Origin of the sequence: Arachidicoccus rhizosphaerae, assembly GCF_900107765.1 — a bacterium.
Taxonomy (GTDB): Bacteria; Bacteroidota; Bacteroidia; order Chitinophagales; family Chitinophagaceae; genus Arachidicoccus; species Arachidicoccus rhizosphaerae.
This window is the reverse complement of the sequence record NZ_FNQY01000024.1, coordinates 44,715-62,288: the sequence shown is the minus strand read 5'-3', so window position 1 is coordinate 62,288 and position 17,574 is coordinate 44,715. Positions and strand designations below refer to the sequence as shown.

Sequence of the window (17,574 nt, the reverse complement as noted above, 5' to 3'; positions counted from 1 at the left end):
AAGATGTTATTGTCAATTATCTACAGCCCCACCAGATGATGGAAAAGAAAATAACAATTGAAACAAGGAATGATAACGACTCTCGCTTTGCAGCACATTCAGTTCAAAAGTACCTGGCAGAAAATGGCTTGAACCAGGTCTTTACGCATCCATATACACCACAAGAGAATGGGCATATTGAATCCTTTCATTCGATTTTAGGTCGCTCCCTTGAACGCATAGGCATATTCAAGACATTGAAAGACTTAGAGCAGCATTTGAGAAGATTTTATAAGATCTACAATGAGGTCCGACTACATGGAAGTTTGGACCATTTACCACCCAAGCGATTCTGGAAACTATGGCAGGCAGGGCTGATTGAAAGCATAGCGCGAAAGAATAAGGCAAGCAGACATAGGCTACTGGTTTCTCACTATGAACTTTCGGGTAATGGGAGCCAGAAGGAGCATTCGGCTCGCCCCAAAGGGCGAATAAAAAATACCGCCACAGTTGCAGCGGTATAAGAACAACTTTCGGTATAAAGGTCACCGTCAGTCGCATTCGGCAGCACAAAAATATTGAACAATTAAATCAAATTATTAACTTCGAAAAAATTGTCCGATTTAAAGGGGGCCTAACCAATTGATAAGAAAAAATCAAAAATGAAAGGTACTTTTCAAAATATTTTTGCCAAACACTCTCTAATTGTTTAATCTTCCTTGCATCAGTTTCTATTTTTGAGATGATATTTCGTGCTGCTGCAGTTTTTAAGTTGGTGCTTTTCAGGCTCAATATTTCCCTGCCCAATTTGATAATTTCTTCCAGTCTTATTTTTATAAAATAGTCGTTAAGTCTTGTGAGGAATTCGGCACCATAAACCTCTTTTTGTATTAGCTTTAATGTAAGGTCTTGCAATGCATACAGATCGTTCTCGTTCAAATATTTTTCAAAATCTGATTTTGTCCTTTTTGTTTGCAAGTTAAATCTATCAATTACAAAATTGAATTCGCCTTTATTTGTAGTCGTTTTTTTCTCTTTCTCAATTCCGAAATAACTCCTTTGGAATTCTGTGGCCTTATATAAAACATATTTTTTCGAATAGCTCTTAGCTTCATCGTAAAATGAATTGTAATTGTTAATAATCTCAACAATCGTAGCGGGAGCAATTCTGACGATGTGATTGGAAATTTCATAGGATTCGACTTCATTAGTGATTTGAATAGTATTGATATGGTTAGAATTGAACTTAAAAACTTCATCCAATTGCTGATACTGTCTTAGTTTTAATTCTTTTGTCAATATTTCTTCAGCGTTGAAATCCGTTGGAAAAACTAATCTTAATAAATTTGAATAGGAATTATTAAAACTGACACCATCATCTTCATCTGATTTTCTATAGATTAGTCGAAGGGTCGCAATATTGTTTTCGTCAGTTTCCAATAATATTATATTGGTATTTTCAATTGAAATATTATTTCCGACTATTTGTAATTCAGGCCAGTCTAGTTGCCTAATTTTATTTATAAGACGTTCCATTATCTTTAAACATTAGCTTGCCTTGAAAATACACACATTTTTACTAATATGTATTATTTAAGCCTCGCTATGGTTGGAAAAGCCTGCTTATCGGGATTGCTATTTTTTTTAGGCATCAATCCAGTTTCATTAGGCTCTATTTTTGTTCACTATAGTAAAAGTGCCGCTGGTCTCAATCTTCATCTTTAACATTAAACCCGATGCGCCTGCGCGGTGGTTGCGGCGGATTTAATAACTCTTTCAGATATTCAAAAATCACCTGGATTTCGCGGTCGTGGCCGGAAACTTTATTTTCCAGTTCTTCCAGTTTTAACAGGATGTCCTTGTGGGTAAGCCACATTTCACGCATCTTATTAAAAATGCGGATAATCTGAATATTCACTTTAATGGCCAGTTCACTGCTTAGCACGCTGGAAAGCATGGCCACGCCACTTTCCGAAAAAACCATAGGGAGATATTTAGAATGTTGCCCCCGGCCTTTCTTTAAGGTCACAATTTGTGACCTTAAAGCCTCAAATTCCTCGTTAGTTACCCGGAAGGCAAAATCTTCCGGGAACCTGGCGTAATTTCTTTTAACAGCCTGATTGAATACTTTGGTTTCTACGCCATACAATGCTGCCAGATCGCTGTCCATCATTACCTTTTGCCCCCGAACAACATATATCTTCGACATGATCGACTCGTCTGTTACAGTTATATTATTATTGCTCATTTTTTATGATTTAAAGTTCACATGTTTGAGGTTCCAACCTGGAACCTCAAAATGAATGGGTAAATGGATGCTTATCACCATTTGTGATATCCCCAAAGGCTGAGAGGCGCCAGGATAAAAATTCACACTGCTATATACAGTTGCTTTGGCTTCTTTGCTTTTTCCAGTTTTTCCCTTAATGCCACCATATCTTCGCTGATCTTTGTTTTCACCACTTTGGCATAGATCATCGTTGTCGTAATTTTTGTGTGCCCCAGCATTTTGCTGATGGATTCTATCGGGACGCCATTACAAAGGGTCACGGTCGTCGCAAAGGTGTGACGGGCAACATGAAAGGTAAATCGCTTGGAAAATCCGCAGATCTCACTGATAATTTTCAGGCTCCGGTTCACCACCTGGTTGGGAACATAGGGAAAAATGGTATCCCGTTCCTCTATGGCCTGTTCCCGCTTGAATTTTTCCAATATTTTCTTAGCTACATCCAGCAGGGGAACATCCACCGGTGTGTTTGTTTTTACCCGGCAGATCTGTATCCATGAAAAACAGTCTGTTCCTGCCACAATATTGCCCGGCTGCAACGCCATAACATCTGCGTAAGCCAGGCCGGTATAACAGCTAAAGACAAACAGGTCTTTCACTTTTTGCAATACAGGATCATCAAAATGCCGGTTTTCCAGGCTTTGCAATTCCAGCTCTGTTAAAAATTCCCTGACCTTATGCTGAAATTTTAGCTGATAATTGACAAAAGGATCTTTTGCAATCCACTCATTCCTGGTGGCCCAGGCGCTCATTTTCTTTAATCGCTCGATATGCTTCATGGTGCCGTTGTTGGTGCAACGGTCATAATTTTTCAGCGGAACGGTGCGGACAAAATGTTCAAAGCCCGTTAAAAATGAGTAGGTTAATCTCCGTAAGGGAATATCCCCGGAACGGCTCTGTGTTTTCAGGAACTCCCGCAGGTAGCGTTCCGTGGTATGATAGTTTTTCAACGTGCCCCAGCGCAGCACTTCTTTCATGATGGTGTTGTGTTGCTTTACCAGCCACAGGAGCGTGCGTCCGCCATCATTGAGTGATTCTATTGATATACCCAGGTAAGCGGCTTTGACCGTTTCAGCGGTCACTCCCTCATCGGATAGTTTCAGTTCCCGGTAGTGCATGGCTATTTTAGCCCGGAGCTCTTCCAGGTAGCTGTTCAGCAGCCGGAGTTCATCGGTGCGTGGCTTTGCCTTGTCCCGCGCCTGATCCCAGTCGGATTTGTGGATATACTGTTTGGTAGAAAGTTCCACCCTGGTTTTGTTCACTACGATCCGGGCATAGATCGGATACCTGCCTTTCCTTTCCTTGTTCAGCCTGAGTACATAATGCAGGCCGAATGTCTGATTACTCTTCATTTTGCATTCATTTTAATGTGATTGAATCCAAGCCCTCTTTTCGTTCTCACGAACCACAAAAAATGCCTTCAAAAACCTTCAAATCGCTTCAGATTTCTGTCAGGCCACCTCGCTCAAACGCTTTACTGTAAAGCGTTTGACGATTTTTGTGTGACCTAAAAATAGGTCACACACGGAGGTCATACTCCAGGTCACCTGACAGTTGAAATCCGTTGCAATAAATTGATAGGAAAATCTGTAACAAAGCCCGTAAACAGGGGCGTTTACGGGCCATTTGATTGAGCTGGATGCCCTAAAGTCGGGATGACTGGATTCGAACCAGCGGCCTCTTCGTCCCGAACGAAGCGCGCTACCGGGCTGCGCTACATCCCGTAAAACTACTTTATAACGTCTGTAAAAAATCCATGGTATCTACTCCGTCTGCATAATCCATCAGGCGAGGAGATTGTCCCTGCCCAAATGGGATTAACCCTTTACCCACGACACATTGGATGTCATTATTCGTATTAAGACTATCTAATAAGGATACCTTATCCTTATAAAAAGAATAATGAACCTGGCTAATGGGAGAGAACAAGTCTTCTTTTTCAATCAACAAAAGTGAACCGCTATTCATGTAGACCTTACTGTTCATAATCAGTATTGCCAGCTGATAGTCAAAATTATGGTGGTACTTATGAAAATCCAAATAATAATTATACTCCTTCAGCGCTTCAATTAATGGAACAAAATCATAATTTTCGGGAACATATAACTTTGTAACATTTCTACATCCAAGCCCAAAATAAAGCATCAGATCTTTACTGAGCTCCCTTAAATCATCTGCAGATTCATCTCCATCCAGAATAGCAACAGAAGTTCTGTTTTTTCGGATAATATTAGGCTTTTGCCCAAAATAATATTCAAAATATCTACCTGAGTTATTACTACCAGTAGCGATAAAAGCATCCGGCTCCTTAAGCCTTTCCAGAACCTGAACATCTTCCATAAAAGCGGGATCCCACTCTGCCAATTTGCCCAATAAATGCGGCAGCAACACCTGATCCTTTGAGGAAAGCTTAATTTGTTGTTTATGGCCACTCAGCCAGACACATAAAAAATCCTGAAATCCAACAAGCGGTATATTCCCAGCCATGATTACACCAATGGTTTTAGGACTTTTCTGGTGGTTTAATAAAGGATAGTGCCTCAGCCAGCTTTCCAATAAATTAGCGGCCAGATAAGACGTAGCGATATTTTGGGCAGCATTATCAATAAATTCCGGTATAAACCATGGGTTTTCCCGGTAGGCCTGCTGCTTAACAGCCTGCCACTGTTCATTGTTTTGCAGCAAATAATTTCCTAACTTTGCAGCCAAAGCTACTTTTTGCGACAATTGCATATAAATTGGTGTAATTTTGCGCAAAATTATTTAAAAAAAATTAAACCAGCGAACCAGATGGCGATTAAGATAACCGATGAATGTATTAATTGTGGTGCCTGTGAACCAGAATGCCCCAATAATGCTATTTACGAAGGAGGAGTGGACTGGGCCATCACAGACGGAACCAGCGTGAAAGGTGATTATACTTTGATGGATGGTTCGGTTGTAGATGCAGAAAAAAGATTTGAGCCCGTCAGTAATGATGTTTATTTTATAGTTCCGGATAAATGCACTGAATGTCAGGGATTTCATGAAGAGCCTCAATGTGCGGCAGTATGTCCTGTAGATTGTTGTGTTCCGGATGAGATGTATGAGGAGACCGTAGAGGAATTATTGGCCAAAAAAGACAAATTACACGTTTAAAACTTACAGGCAGGATGGCTTTACGGCGATTTTTCTGCCTTTAAAAGATGGGGTGTAAACATTCCACATAACGAAAAAAGAGCGTCATTTATCAATAAATGGACGCTCTTTCTTTTTAATGCTCCTTTTTAATTGTCTAAAAGACCATTAATGGATTATTCAACCGGTGTAAGATATTGAGAATAGCTATAGCCTTCTTCGCCATCGTTGGTTCTGACCAGCCACCACTGATCATTGGCTTTTCCCACTAAGGTAATGACTTCACCATGGGCTGCCTTTCCAACAATAGGCTGGTCTGTTCCGGGTCCTTTGCGGATATTCAGATTGGTGGAATCAGTCACAACTTTCACTTTCGCTCCCGCTACCGCTGTGGCGACATTTACATTCATTACAACATCCCCAGTCAGAAAATTGGGGTCGATTTTACCATAAATGTCCCAGAGTTTATTTTTAACATCGGCACTGGGAGCCGTACCCGTAATGTGAAGGACGCCATCCGTTTCATTAATCTGGGCTCCCGTTACACCTGAGGCATTTACTGTGTCAATCAGTTCTTTATATTTATCTTGTAAAGCTGACATTGTTCTATGTTTTTACGTTCAAAAAAAACCAAGGATTCAAAGATTATTTAACCTTTACCTGGCTCATATCTGTTTTTTTAGGATTCAGTGCATCCAGTGATGCTTTTAAAGTCTGTACCTTGGATTTTTCAATTTCTCCGGTAACAGTAATAACGCCATCAGCAACGGTAGCAGTAATACCTGGAAAATCTTTGGTTGCATCAGCTACTCCCTGTGATAAGGCATCTGCTGCCGGTGCAACAGCTGCAGGAGCAGGTGCGGCTTCGACTTCAATATTATCTACCACACTTTTGACACCCGATTCCTTCAGGTTATTTACCGCCGTTTCTACGGCAGTCTTCTCAGCATCCGAACTTACCAGTCCGCTTAGCGTAACAACTCCGTCTTTTACATCAGCAGAGACGCCAGGCGTGGCAGCAATGGCGGTCTGAACTTTTGTCTGTATATCGGCATCAGACGGTTTGGATTTACAGGATGGCAAGGATACAGCTAGTGCAGTTGCCATGATAAATGCAGGTAACATTTTTTTTAGTAGCATACAACTTAAATTTTTAAGGTTAAAAATCTGTAGAAAAAGTATTTAATAAACCCCTCTCAAAATTAGATATGTTATGTTAATTTAATATTCCTTTGCAATTCTGATGCCAACTCCTTAAACAAGACGGTCAGTTTAGGTTCAGCTGCCTCGGCTGCTTCTAAAACTTCTTCGTGGGTGATGATATTATCCTCTTCCCGGATTCCAAGATCCGTTACTACGCTGACACAAAATACTTGCATCCCTCCATGAACAGCCACGATTACTTCCTGAACCGTACTCATACCCACCACATCTCCGCCTACTGCTTTGATTAGTTTATATTCTGCTCTGGTTTCAAATGTGGGCCCCGTTACTCCGGTATACACGCCCTCATGGACCTTAAATTCATAGGCGTCAGCAATGCGCCTGGCAATCGCAATAATATTTTTACTATAAGGCTCACTCATATCTGGAAACCTCGGGCCAAGTTCTTCCTCATTAGGCCCTAAAAGAGGGTTATGCGTAAAAAAGCTAATATGATCATTGATTAACACTAAATCACCCACCTTATAATCCGGATTAACGGCACCTGCCGCATTGGATAGCAGTAGCGTCTTGATACCTAGTCCATTCATGACCCGAATGGGATAAGAAACTTCAGCCGGGCTATAACCTTCATAGTAATGAAAACGACCGGACATGGCAAGGACAGGTACGTTGCCCAGCAGGCCAAAAATGAGTTTCCCGCTATGGCCTTTGACGGTGCTTACAGGAAAGTGAGGGATGTCCTGATAACTCAGTTCCTGCTCAACGGTGATTTCGATAGCCAGATTTCCCAGACCGCTGCCCAGTACGATACCAATCAAGGGTTTTTTATCACATTTACATTGTATATAGCGGACCGTGTCCTCAATGCGTTGCTTTAAACTTGACATATATAATTTAAATTCTAATAATAATTAATCATTTTACAGGATTTGCCTTACTCATTTGCGGGTTGATTGGGCACATAGCGGGATATGGCCAGATCCTCCCAATTCACCTTAAACAAAAATATGGCTTTTGCCCTGAATTTTAAGAACTAAATACCTTTAGCCACCATCCGCTCAAGGGGAATTTTCAGGACATGACCGATAATCATAAAAAAGCCGGCAAAATTTGCCGGCCATAGGTTTTAGGTATCATTCATAGGTTGAAAACTAATTAATAGACCATTCAGTTATTTAGAATGGCATCGTGTAGGCTACTCTCAAACCGATAAAACTGTTCGTTATACTGTTTTTGGACATCCCTTCATAGCGAAGACTCAAATCCAGATTAGGAGAGGCCATAAAACCAAGCTGACCTGCATAATCTAAAACAGTCTCGCTGCCTTTACTGGTTCCGATAGCTGCGCCAATCTGAGGTTCAGCATATAGGCCGCCCATGCTAAAGCGGACACCTGCTTTCAGAGGCACAAATCCTTGATTTTTGTACCCAAGATCTTTCAGATCCCCTTTAACGAAAAAATTATTGTAACCTGCGGAAACCGTAGCGGCAATAACTTCATCAAAATTATAGGCGTACTTGGCATCAATGCCCAGGCCAAATGAAGAATAATCGCTAAAATCACCAACCGGTAAAGCACCAGTTATACCTACGCTGAACTCTGATCCAATGGGACGTTCATATTGTGCTTGGGAAACGCCTACGAAAAACAGTCCGGCTGCAAATAACAAAAATGCCTTTTTCATAAAATGTAATTTTTGATTCATTTCCCTTCTATCTAAAACTATACCAAAGCCCTAAAAATTAAAGAAAATCAAGTCCAAGACCTCATAGATCTTATTTGAAGCGCAGGCTATCTGCATTTACTTATTACGTTTATAATCAAATATATATAAGCGGTAATTCATAAAAAAACCGGATTCATTTAATTGAATGAACAATTTAAATGAATCCGGTCAGAAATTTAATATTTCAGAAGGCTGCTCCGAAGGGATTAAACCCTCTATTTTATGATCTAGAAGGGTAAATCATCCCCGTCACTGGGTACCGTATCGGGTACAAATGGTGGAGGAGGGGCATCTACGCCTTGCTGCGGTGCAAAACCACCGCCCTGCAGACTGCCGGCAGGCTCGAGTCTCCATGCATCCAGGTTGGTAATATAGTTTTCTCTGCCATCACGCATCCATTTAGTGCCTTTTAGGTTAAAAGAAACCTTCACATCATCACCCAGATTAAAACGATCGGGCAGGGAGGTACGGTCCTGTACACACTGAAACTTGATATAATTACTGATCACACGTCCACCGATATCATCTGTTTTTTCCACAACAAACTCTCTGGTTTTAAATGTTTCTGTCCGCTGAACAGTGTCGTATTTTGCGACTAATTTTCCAATTAATTCGTAAGCCATTTCTATTTAATTTATAATGTTTTTCCTTAAACTAATGTATTGATCCTGCAATAAATGACACGCTCCCCACTGAAAGGGGAGCGTGAAAGTAAGCACTTTTATGCAAAACTCAGACGTTGATGGTAGAATTCATCCGACTAAGTCCGATATATTTTTTATAAACATATTTCCAGTTAAGAAAATCAGGCAGTTTCCAGCTGCTTTCTTCTGCCCAGTTCCTGTTGAATCAAGGAAAGTTCTCTGCCTGTCTGCCCTTTTACGCTGGAATTTTCCTGCGCTCTGCGCATCAGATATGGAATAACGTCTCTGATGGGACCAAATGGCAGGTATTTGCTGACGCTGTATCCTTCTTTGGCCAGATTAAAGGTAATATTATCGCTCATTCCATAAAGCTGAGAAAAATGCACATGCGGATGATGATGATTCAGATTTTTCTGATCCAACAACTCCGCAGCATACAAGGAGCTTGCTTCATTGTGGGTGGCGACCACAAAACCGATGGTATCTATATTTTCTACACAATACTGAACGGCACTGTTATAGTCCAGATCCGTAGCGTCTTTATCTTTTTGAATAGGAGAGGGATAACCCTGCTCTTGTGCCCGGGCTCTTTCTTTCTCCATATAGGCACCTCTGACCAGTTTGACTCCTAATAAAAAGTCTTGTCTTTTGGCAATATCATGAGACATTTTTAAAAAATCCAGTCGGTCATGACGATACAGTTGGATGGTATTATATACCAGGACGGATTCTTTATTATACAGCTCCATCATCTCCATGGTAATACGGTCAATAGGATCCTGAATCCAGCTTTCCTCTGCATCTACTAGTACGCCGATATTAAATTCTTTAGCTGCTTCGCAAATCTGGATCATCCGTTGTCTGACCCTTGCCCATTCAGCTAATTGTTCCTCATTCTCATGCACCCCGCTTCTGAGTCTGGGGGCTTCATTAAGTTTTCTTAAGAGCTCCATTCTGGCAATTCCGGATACCTTAATAGCGATAACCGGAATGTTTTTCTGGGTGGCAGCAAACTTGATCACCCGGACAAACTCCTGCATGGCATGATCAAAACTGGCTTCTGACTCTTTGCCTTCCACTCCATAATCCAAAATAACACCTACTCCATATTCATTAAGCATCTCACAAATAGGGGCGGTTTGTTCCAGGGATTCCCCCCCCACAAACTGCTTAAATATGGTATTGCGGATCAGCCCGTTTATAGGAAGTCCGGTTTTCATTAAAAAAGGAGTAAAGCGTGTTCCCAACCCGGTGAGTACCGGGTATTTCATAGTGGAAAACAGGGTCTTAGCCGATTTAAGGTCTTTCGTTGTTTTATAAGCAAAGGCGACCTCTGTATTGTCAAATGAAAGGTTCATTCAGATTGTAATTTGGGTGCAAATATCGAACAAAAGATTTTAAATCGGAAAATTTGGGGTTAAAAACAAACAAACGTTTACGCAACGTTTGCGTAAAAAAGGCCCCCGGTTCCTATCCTTTAAGATAGCGGCCAGCCCCTCAAATATATCCTGCCAAAAAGGGTGTATCTTTGCCCGGCAAATGGAAAAAACCGAGAAAAAAAAGCTGGACATACACCTGCTAAGCAGGGTATTTACATACGTCAAACCCTATAGGCTCCAATTTACCTGCAGCCTTGTGCTGGCCCTGGTACTTTCAGTATTTGCTCCGGTGCGCCCTTATCTGATTCAGTTAACGGTCAATAAAGCCACCGGTAAGGCAGTGGAAGCTCCGGGCTGGTTGAAAATTTTCATCAGCGAACAACATCTGTCTAGTGCCTTGCAGTTTATTTTGGCTGTGACCATTTTTCAGGTAGTTTTCATTTTTATCGAGACCATAACCCGGTTTATTTTCAGTTTTACGACTTCCTGGCTGGGTCAGGCAGTCGTAAAAGATATGCGTATTGAGGTATTTGACAAAATCACCCGGCTGAATCAACGTCAGTTCGATAAAACGCCCATAGGCACACTCACCACCCGTACCATTAACGATATAGAAAGTATCAATGATATTTTCTCAGATGGTCTGGTTCCTATTCTGGCTGACTTATTTGCCATAGTCGTAACGCTGGCCACCATGTTTTATATTGACTGGCGTTTGACACTGATCAGTTTAATTCCTTTTCCGATTCTTATTATCGCCACTTATTACTTTAAAGAAAGCGTAAATAAAAGTTATTTAAGAGTCAGAAATGCGATTTCCGCCCTTAACGCCTTTGTGCAGGAACATATTTCGGGTATGGCCATCGTACAGGCATTTGCGGCGGAGAAAAGAGAAGCCGATAAGTTCAACAAGATCAATAAGGAACACAGAAATGCCAATATCTCCGCCATTTTTGCCTATTCAGTATTCTTTCCGGTAGTTGAGATTATCCTGGCGCTTAGTATGGCCTTTTTAATCTGGTTTGTGGCAGATAATAAATTAGACGCCGGACTCTTGGTTTCCTTTATTCTGTATCTAAATCAGATTTTCCGTCCATTGCGGGTTATTGCCGATAAGTTTAACGTGCTGCAAATGGGGTTAATTGCAGCAGAACGTGTCTTTAAGGTACTGGAAAACGAGGATATGCAACCCAGCCCGGAACAAGGCTTTTTCCTGCCGGAAAAAATCAAAGGGGAAATACGCTTTGACCATATCAATTTTGCCTATAATCCACCCCATTTTGTTCTAAAAGACGTGGATTTTCATATAAATCCGGGAGAGACGGTGGCCATTGTCGGGCATACCGGCAGCGGTAAAACCTCAATTATCAGCCTGATTAACCGGTTATACGAAATACAAAGCGGCAACATCCTGATTGATCAGGTGGATATCAAGGATTATAATATAGAATACCTGCGTAAGCATATAGGAGTCGTACTGCAGGACGTATTCCTATTCTCGGGGTCCATTATGGATAATATCACGCTGCGTAACCCCCAGATCACCAAAAGCGAAGTGATGGATGCGGCAAAGCTTATTGGCATGCATGATTTTATCATGCAGCTGGAAGGAAATTATGATTTCAAAGTAATGGAAAGAGGTAGCTCCCTTAGTTTGGGACAAAGACAACTCATTTCCTTTATCCGGGCTCTTTTATATAATCCCTCCATATTAATTCTGGACGAAGCCACTTCCTCCATTGATACGGACAGTGAAATTCTGGTACAAAAGGCCATTGAAAAACTGATTGTAGGCAGAACCTCCATCGTCATAGCACACAGACTGTCAACAATACGCAAGGCTAACAAAATCATTGTCTTAGACAAAGGAGAAATCAAGGAAATCGGCACCCACGACCAGCTTTTGGAACGTAACGGATTTTATGCGAAATTGCATCAAATGCAGTTTGCCGATCAGATGCAGACTGCCTTGTAAAACAATAAAGGCCTTTGCAAGATCAATTGTCAACACCTGGGACTCCACAAAACCCGGCCAAAAATGGCCAGCAGGACGGCTGTACCCATGCTGACAATCCTGTATTGGAGCTGAAGGAATTAACCATTCAGTTTTCCGGCAAATCCGTTCTGCGCCATATTACCCTTGCCATTGAAAGCGGCGAGACCCTGGCCATTGTCGGAGAGTCGGGTAGTGGTAAATCCCTGACCGCCTTATCGCTTTTGCATCTTTTACCACGGCAGGCAGATGTAAGCGGCCGGATTTTACTTACAAATATTGACGGACAGAATAACCAATATACAGATATCACTTTTCTGGACGACCGCTCCATGCAGGATATCCGAGGCGCTCAGATAGGCATGATATTTCAGGAGCCCATGACCAGCCTGAACCCGGTGAAAACCTGTGGAGATCAGGTCATGGAGGCCATTTTGACGCACCACCAGGCGGCAGCTTCCGGGAATAGAAATCAGGCTAAAAATGAGGTGAGGCAGCAAGTGCTGCAGCTTTTTAAAGATGTCCGGTTGCCTGAACCGGAACAGATCTTCCATAAATATCCGCATCAGATCAGCGGGGGCCAAAAACAAAGAGTCATGATAGCCATGGCCATGAGCTGTCAGCCCAGACTGCTTATTTGCGACGAACCGACCACGGCCCTGGATGTCTTGGTTCAAAAAGAGATCATCCAGCTCATCCATGATTTACAGCGTAAAAATAACATGAGTGTGCTGTTTATCTCCCATGACATACAGTTGGTTGCAGCAACAGCCGATCAGATAGCCGTTTTGTATAAAGGCGACCTGGTGGAGACCGGTCCGGCTGCGCAGATTATGGAACATCCTCAGCATCCCTATACCAAGGCCTTGCTGGCCTGCCGGCCAGGATTATATGCAAAAGGACAGCGGCTGCCTGTGGTCAGTGATTTTTTGAATACGCCAAAAGAACAACAGCCTACAATCCCGGTCCTTCAGGCTTCTGAACCAGCGGCTTCCAAAGAAAAGTTGCCCACAGCAGATCATCCCGCACTGCTGGAAATTAAAAACCTGAACGTCTGGTATCCTACACACTTTAATTTTTGGGGCAGGCCTACCGGGTATTATAAAGCCGTAAAAGACTTAAACCTTGAGATACAAAAAGGAGAGACCCTGGGGCTGGTCGGCGGATCGGGATGCGGCAAAACGACACTCGGACGGGCCGTGATGGGACTTACGCCGATTCATCAAGGCAGCATAATGTTTAAAGGAGAAGATATCCATCAAAGCTCCCTCTCCAAAAAAGACAGGGCCCGTCAGCTCCAAATGATTTTTCAGGATCCCTACAGTGCACTGAATCCCAGGATCCCCATCGGACAGGCAATAGGTGAAGCTCTTCAAATCCATCACAACCTTTCCCCTAAAATCAGAAAGGAAAGGGTCTGTGAGTGGCTGGAAAAAGTAGGCCTGACGGCTGAGCACTATCACCGCTATCCCCATGAGTTCAGTGGGGGACAAAGACAAAGGATTGTCATTGCCAGAGCACTGATCGTCGAGCCTGATTTTATCATTTGTGATGAGAGCGTATCGGCGCTGGATGTCAGTGTCCAGGCCCAGGTATTAAACCTGCTCAATGATTTAAAGGCAGAGCTCGGATTTACCTGTATATTTATCTCTCATGATTTATCGGTCGTAAGATATATCTCAGACAGAATTGCCGTCATGCAAGCAGGCCAGATAGCCGAATTAGGAGATGCGGATCAAATCTATTACCGTCCCAGCGCTGAATACACAAAACAACTCCTCTCGGCCATTCCCTAGGACCGGCAAAGCTCCGCAAAGACTAAAATCCCTTTATCAGCAGGCAATTTAATCCTCCTTAATGATAGCTGTAAAATACTGACGATATTCGGCGCTAAAATATCCCAGCACCTGCGCCCCGCTGTTGTTATTATTACCACCGGTGCTTTTATCAGCATCCAGATAAATATTACTGGTGGGATTGCTGGGTGTACCACCCAGTTCCTGTTGATTTTGTTCCAGCTGATAAAAATACTGATAAACAGGTTGCGTGATCTGAATCATAACCACGGACAGCGTATCTCCTAAATGTATATCTATATCCTTGGTAAAGATCGGTCGTTCATTAACCAGACCGTCGCCTACATTATCATTTAAAACACTAATACCCGGATCCTTTACCCCATTGATATATTGTTCAAACCGGTAGTAGTTCTTTACTCCGGGCTGATCTACGTATTTAGGAACAGCCGTAAATACAGATTCTTTATTCAATTGACCAGCCTCCGCCAGTAGGGTAATACCGTCAAAGCTGACCGTATCAGGCATAACGGATCTTGCTGTATAGGTATTGCCGTTTGCCTGCACTAAAAGCTGATATACATGGCCCACATCAGGGTGGATTTTTCTGGTATAAAAATAAGGCTGCCCGTCACTATCCAGCCCCACTTTTAATGTATCCTTAAAGGATCTGGTACTATCCTTTAAAACCACCACCGCATCCGACAAATAGGTAAAGGCATTTTGATCTGTAAAATCCTGTGAATAAGAAAGTCTTACGTAACTTCCCAGGGTCCCGTTAGAAACCACCCCTTCAATGACCAGTTTGGCGGCGGTGGACTGAAGCGCCAGATTTACTTCTTTAGTACAGCCGGACAGCATCCGAATTACAAACAGGCCAATCAGCAGATAAGCCGACCATGGCAGGCTGCCTTTTAAAAGGCAGTTCGTGAATCTGCTCCATATATATTGAAAGTTTACCTGCATACGTTATTTTTTTCTGCCCAACTGTCTTTTCACCAAAAACAGGATTCTTGCCCTTGTTATAGCCCTTTTAGAATTTAAAATTATAAGTTACCGAAGGTACCCATCTAAATAAGGCGGTTTGCTTGGCGATTGTCCGGTCAGGGTTACTTTTATCCTGTTCAAACTGAATGATATACGCATTTTCCCTGCCATAAACATTATACAGCCCGAAACTCCAGGAGGACTGGTAATGCTTTCTGGGTTTACATTTCAGGGTAAAATTAATATCCATCCGGTGGTAACAAGGCATCCTGTAATCATTTCTTTTGGCGTAATAAAAAAAAGTCTGTTCGTTTATTTGATATTTTGCATCGGGAAAAGTAACCGCATTGCCGGTGGCTATCATAAAATCACCTGCGACATCCCAGCGGGCGCTGATGGGATACAGGGCAACCACGCTTAAATCATGGGTACGATCCTGATGTGCTTTATACCAATTACCTCCATTAATACCCGCAATTTTCTTTTCCGTCCTGGATAAGGTATAACTGATCCACCCCGTTAATTTCCCCCGGTTCTTTTTTAAGTACAATTCAAGCCCATATGCCCTGCCAACACCATAAAGTAATTGCGATTCCACATCTTCAGTAGTGGTCAAATCCGCCCCGTTTCTGTAATCTACCTGCCCGCCCATCCATTTATAATAGGTCTCTGCTTCGAGTCTGTATTGAGCAAAATCATGGTAATAACCCAGGGACAGCTGATCGGCGGTCTCGGGCTTGATATTATAACTATCCCCGATCCACTGATCCGTAGGATTGGTAGATACCGAGTTACTTAATAAATGCAGATGCTGTGTATTGCGACTATAGGATGCTTTGAGGCTACTCACCTCATTCATGCTAAAGGCCAGCGATACTCTTGGTTCAGGATTAAAATAAGTTTTACCGAATTGCCCTTTGGAAAGCGTTACAGAATCTACCGGATCCGCGGAGGCAGCGGTATAATTATAATAAGTCCCCGGCCCTAAAATACTATAAGTGGAAAAACGCATTCCGGCAGAAATTTCAAGACTTTTATTCAGTTTGCCTGAATAGTTCAGATAAGCAGCGTTTTCCAGACTATATTGATAAGACTTGTATTGAGAGTAGTCCGTTGAGTCATTGCCTCCTGAAAAATGCGTCGGATCAAACTGGTGATACATGCTGGCAATACCTGCGTGAAATGAACCTATAGGGCTATTCCAGTTAAAATCCTGTTTCAAATCCAGATCCCGGATCAGAGAATTTAGATGAAAAGTATTATTCCCTGACTTTAAAAGGATATTAAAACGGTAATCACTGACAATTAAACTTGTATTGGAAAAAAGGCCTTCTCCCAGGATACTGTTTAACCGAAGGGTGGCCACCTTATTGCCCCAATCAATCATAAACTGGTCCTTAAGACCCAGTTTATCTGATCCCAGATATCCGGAAAAATACAAATGCGATTTAAGGCTTAAGGCCAGATTGGCCTTCGCATTTAAATCATAAAAATAAAGCGAATTATCTTTGACATCCTTGTTTTTGGATAAGTGTAAGAATAAATCAGCGTAGGTGCGGCGTCCTGTCACTAGAAAAGAGGACCGCCCTTTCTGAATGGGTCCTTCCAGGCTAAGGCGGCTGCTGATCAGACCGATGCCTCCTGCAGCATGATAACTTTGATTATTGCCTTCTTTCATATGTACATCCAATACCGATGCCAGACGGCCACCATACCTGGCATCCTGGCTGCCCTTAATCAGCGTAACATCTTTAATAGCGTCGCTGTTAAAGGTGCTGAAAAAGCCAAATAAATGAGAGGCATTATAAATGGGCGCCTCATCCAGTAAAATCAGGTTCTGGCCGGCACTGCTGCCGCGTACGTAAAAACCTGCATTACCATCTGCTGATTGTTTGACGCCCGGCAGCAGCGAAAGGGTTTTCAGCACATCCTTTTCCCCGAATATAACCGGCAGCTTTTCGGCTTCCTTTAAATCAATTTGACTAACGCCCATTTGAGCTGGTCTGATCTTACGGTCGCTTTGGGCATATACCCGGACAGCGCCGTTGTCCAGTGCCTGCTGTTCAGTTGTCTGCAGCCTTAAGACAACATCCAAAACGGTATCCCTGTGGAATAAAACGCAAATGGCGGTATCCTGATATCCCACATGCGCAATCAATAATCTGAGGGAATCCTGCTTTTCGTTTCCTCTAAGCACCAGACTGAAAAAGCCGTAGTTATTGGTTACAGCACCCTCCTTGGCAGCGTTCTTAGCCTCAGTCACCCGAACGCTTGCCCCTGTTAGCAGTTCTCCGGAATACAGGTCTTTGACCGTGCCGCTCACTTTTACCCAGCCTCCGGTCGTCTGAGCCGCCAGTTTAACCTGCGCCCTGCAAAGACAGGCCGAGATCAGTATAGCTAGTATCATAAAGACAAGACGTTGAAGCATTGATCCAGCTTGAATTTAAAAAGCAGGGGGCTTAAATGAAAAAATAGAAGGTCTGGTCCGCTGAGTAAAG

16 protein-coding genes and 1 tRNA gene are annotated in these 17,574 nt (G+C 42.6%); 4 read left to right on the top strand and 13 right to left on the bottom strand.

The window, feature by feature from the left end:
- Window positions 1–503 (top strand): integrase core domain-containing protein (locus BLU80_RS16030; RefSeq protein ID WP_211481881.1); only part of this gene is annotated, 503 nt, incomplete at its 5' end.
- A gap of 67 nt (window positions 504–570) precedes the next feature.
- On the opposite strand, the gene BLU80_RS16025 is transcribed toward BLU80_RS16030, so the two are convergent.
- From BLU80_RS16025 to BLU80_RS16005, 5 genes are all read right to left on the bottom strand, one after another.
- Complete coding sequence (locus tag BLU80_RS16025; protein ID WP_091400488.1) at window positions 571–1,515, bottom strand: hypothetical protein; 945 nt, start codon at window positions 1,513–1,515, stop codon at window positions 571–573.
- A gap of 172 nt (window positions 1,516–1,687) precedes the next feature.
- Window positions 1,688–2,227 carry an ORF6N domain-containing protein gene (locus BLU80_RS16020; RefSeq protein ID WP_211481880.1) on the bottom strand — a complete coding sequence of 180 codons (540 nt, stop codon included), beginning with the start codon at window positions 2,225–2,227 and terminating at the stop codon, window positions 1,688–1,690.
- A 122-nt stretch (window positions 2,228–2,349) separates the two neighbouring features.
- Window positions 2,350–3,618: a site-specific integrase gene (locus BLU80_RS16015; protein WP_091400486.1), complete on the bottom strand. Its 1,269-nt coding sequence runs from the start codon at window positions 3,616–3,618 to the stop codon at window positions 2,350–2,352.
- Window positions 3,619–3,916: 298 nt separating this feature from the next.
- Window positions 3,917–3,990: transfer RNA gene (locus BLU80_RS16010), tRNA-Pro, on the bottom strand.
- A 10-nt stretch (window positions 3,991–4,000) separates the two neighbouring features.
- A complete protein-coding gene (locus tag BLU80_RS16005) occupies window positions 4,001–4,999 on the bottom strand; it encodes an acyl-CoA reductase (protein WP_091400484.1) in 999 nt (332 codons plus the stop codon).
- Window positions 5,000–5,056: 57 nt separating this feature from the next.
- On the opposite strand from BLU80_RS16005, the gene BLU80_RS16000 reads away from it, so the two are divergent.
- The gene (locus BLU80_RS16000) at window positions 5,057–5,404 is read left to right on the top strand and encodes a 4Fe-4S dicluster domain-containing protein (protein ID WP_091400482.1); all 348 of its coding nucleotides are present in this window, start codon (window positions 5,057–5,059) and stop codon (window positions 5,402–5,404) included.
- Between the two features lie 155 nt (window positions 5,405–5,559).
- Here BLU80_RS16000 and BLU80_RS15995 read toward each other — a convergent pair whose 3' ends face one another.
- From BLU80_RS15995 to BLU80_RS15970, 6 genes are all read right to left on the bottom strand, one after another.
- Complete coding sequence (locus tag BLU80_RS15995; protein WP_091400480.1) at window positions 5,560–5,985, bottom strand: SH3 domain-containing protein; 426 nt, start codon at window positions 5,983–5,985, stop codon at window positions 5,560–5,562.
- Window positions 5,986–6,028: 43 nt separating this feature from the next.
- Window positions 6,029–6,523, bottom strand: coding sequence for a BON domain-containing protein (locus BLU80_RS15990; RefSeq protein ID WP_091400478.1), 495 nt, complete (start codon window positions 6,521–6,523; stop codon window positions 6,029–6,031).
- A 71-nt stretch (window positions 6,524–6,594) separates the two neighbouring features.
- Complete coding sequence (locus BLU80_RS15985; RefSeq protein ID WP_091400476.1) at window positions 6,595–7,437, bottom strand: purine-nucleoside phosphorylase; 843 nt, start codon at window positions 7,435–7,437, stop codon at window positions 6,595–6,597.
- A gap of 288 nt (window positions 7,438–7,725) precedes the next feature.
- A complete protein-coding gene (locus tag BLU80_RS15980; protein WP_091400474.1) occupies window positions 7,726–8,235 on the bottom strand; it encodes an outer membrane beta-barrel protein in 510 nt (169 codons plus the stop codon).
- Window positions 8,236–8,504: 269 nt separating this feature from the next.
- Window positions 8,505–8,900: a DUF3127 domain-containing protein gene (locus BLU80_RS15975; RefSeq protein ID WP_091400472.1), complete on the bottom strand. Its 396-nt coding sequence runs from the start codon at window positions 8,898–8,900 to the stop codon at window positions 8,505–8,507.
- Window positions 8,901–9,082: 182 nt separating this feature from the next.
- Complete coding sequence (locus tag BLU80_RS15970) at window positions 9,083–10,279, bottom strand: proline dehydrogenase family protein (RefSeq protein ID WP_091400470.1); 1,197 nt, start codon at window positions 10,277–10,279, stop codon at window positions 9,083–9,085.
- A gap of 181 nt (window positions 10,280–10,460) precedes the next feature.
- On the opposite strand from BLU80_RS15970, the gene BLU80_RS15965 reads away from it, so the two are divergent.
- Together BLU80_RS15965 and BLU80_RS15960 are read left to right on the top strand one after the other, a co-directional pair.
- Window positions 10,461–12,275, top strand: a complete 1,815-nt coding sequence (locus BLU80_RS15965) for an ABC transporter ATP-binding protein (RefSeq protein WP_091400501.1) — start codon at window positions 10,461–10,463, stop codon at window positions 12,273–12,275.
- Window positions 12,276–12,289: 14 nt separating this feature from the next.
- Entirely contained in the window at window positions 12,290–14,089 is a 1,800-nt protein-coding gene (locus tag BLU80_RS15960) for a dipeptide ABC transporter ATP-binding protein (RefSeq protein WP_244518979.1), read from the top strand.
- A gap of 48 nt (window positions 14,090–14,137) precedes the next feature.
- Here BLU80_RS15960 and BLU80_RS15955 read toward each other — a convergent pair whose 3' ends face one another.
- On the bottom strand, window positions 14,138–15,055 hold the full coding sequence (locus tag BLU80_RS15955; protein ID WP_091400468.1) for a DUF4249 family protein: 918 nt from the start codon (window positions 15,053–15,055) through the stop codon (window positions 14,138–14,140).
- A gap of 67 nt (window positions 15,056–15,122) precedes the next feature.
- Entirely contained in the window at window positions 15,123–17,504 is a 2,382-nt protein-coding gene (locus BLU80_RS15950; protein ID WP_211481879.1) for a TonB-dependent receptor, read from the bottom strand.
- Between the last annotated feature and the right edge of the window lie 70 nt (window positions 17,505–17,574).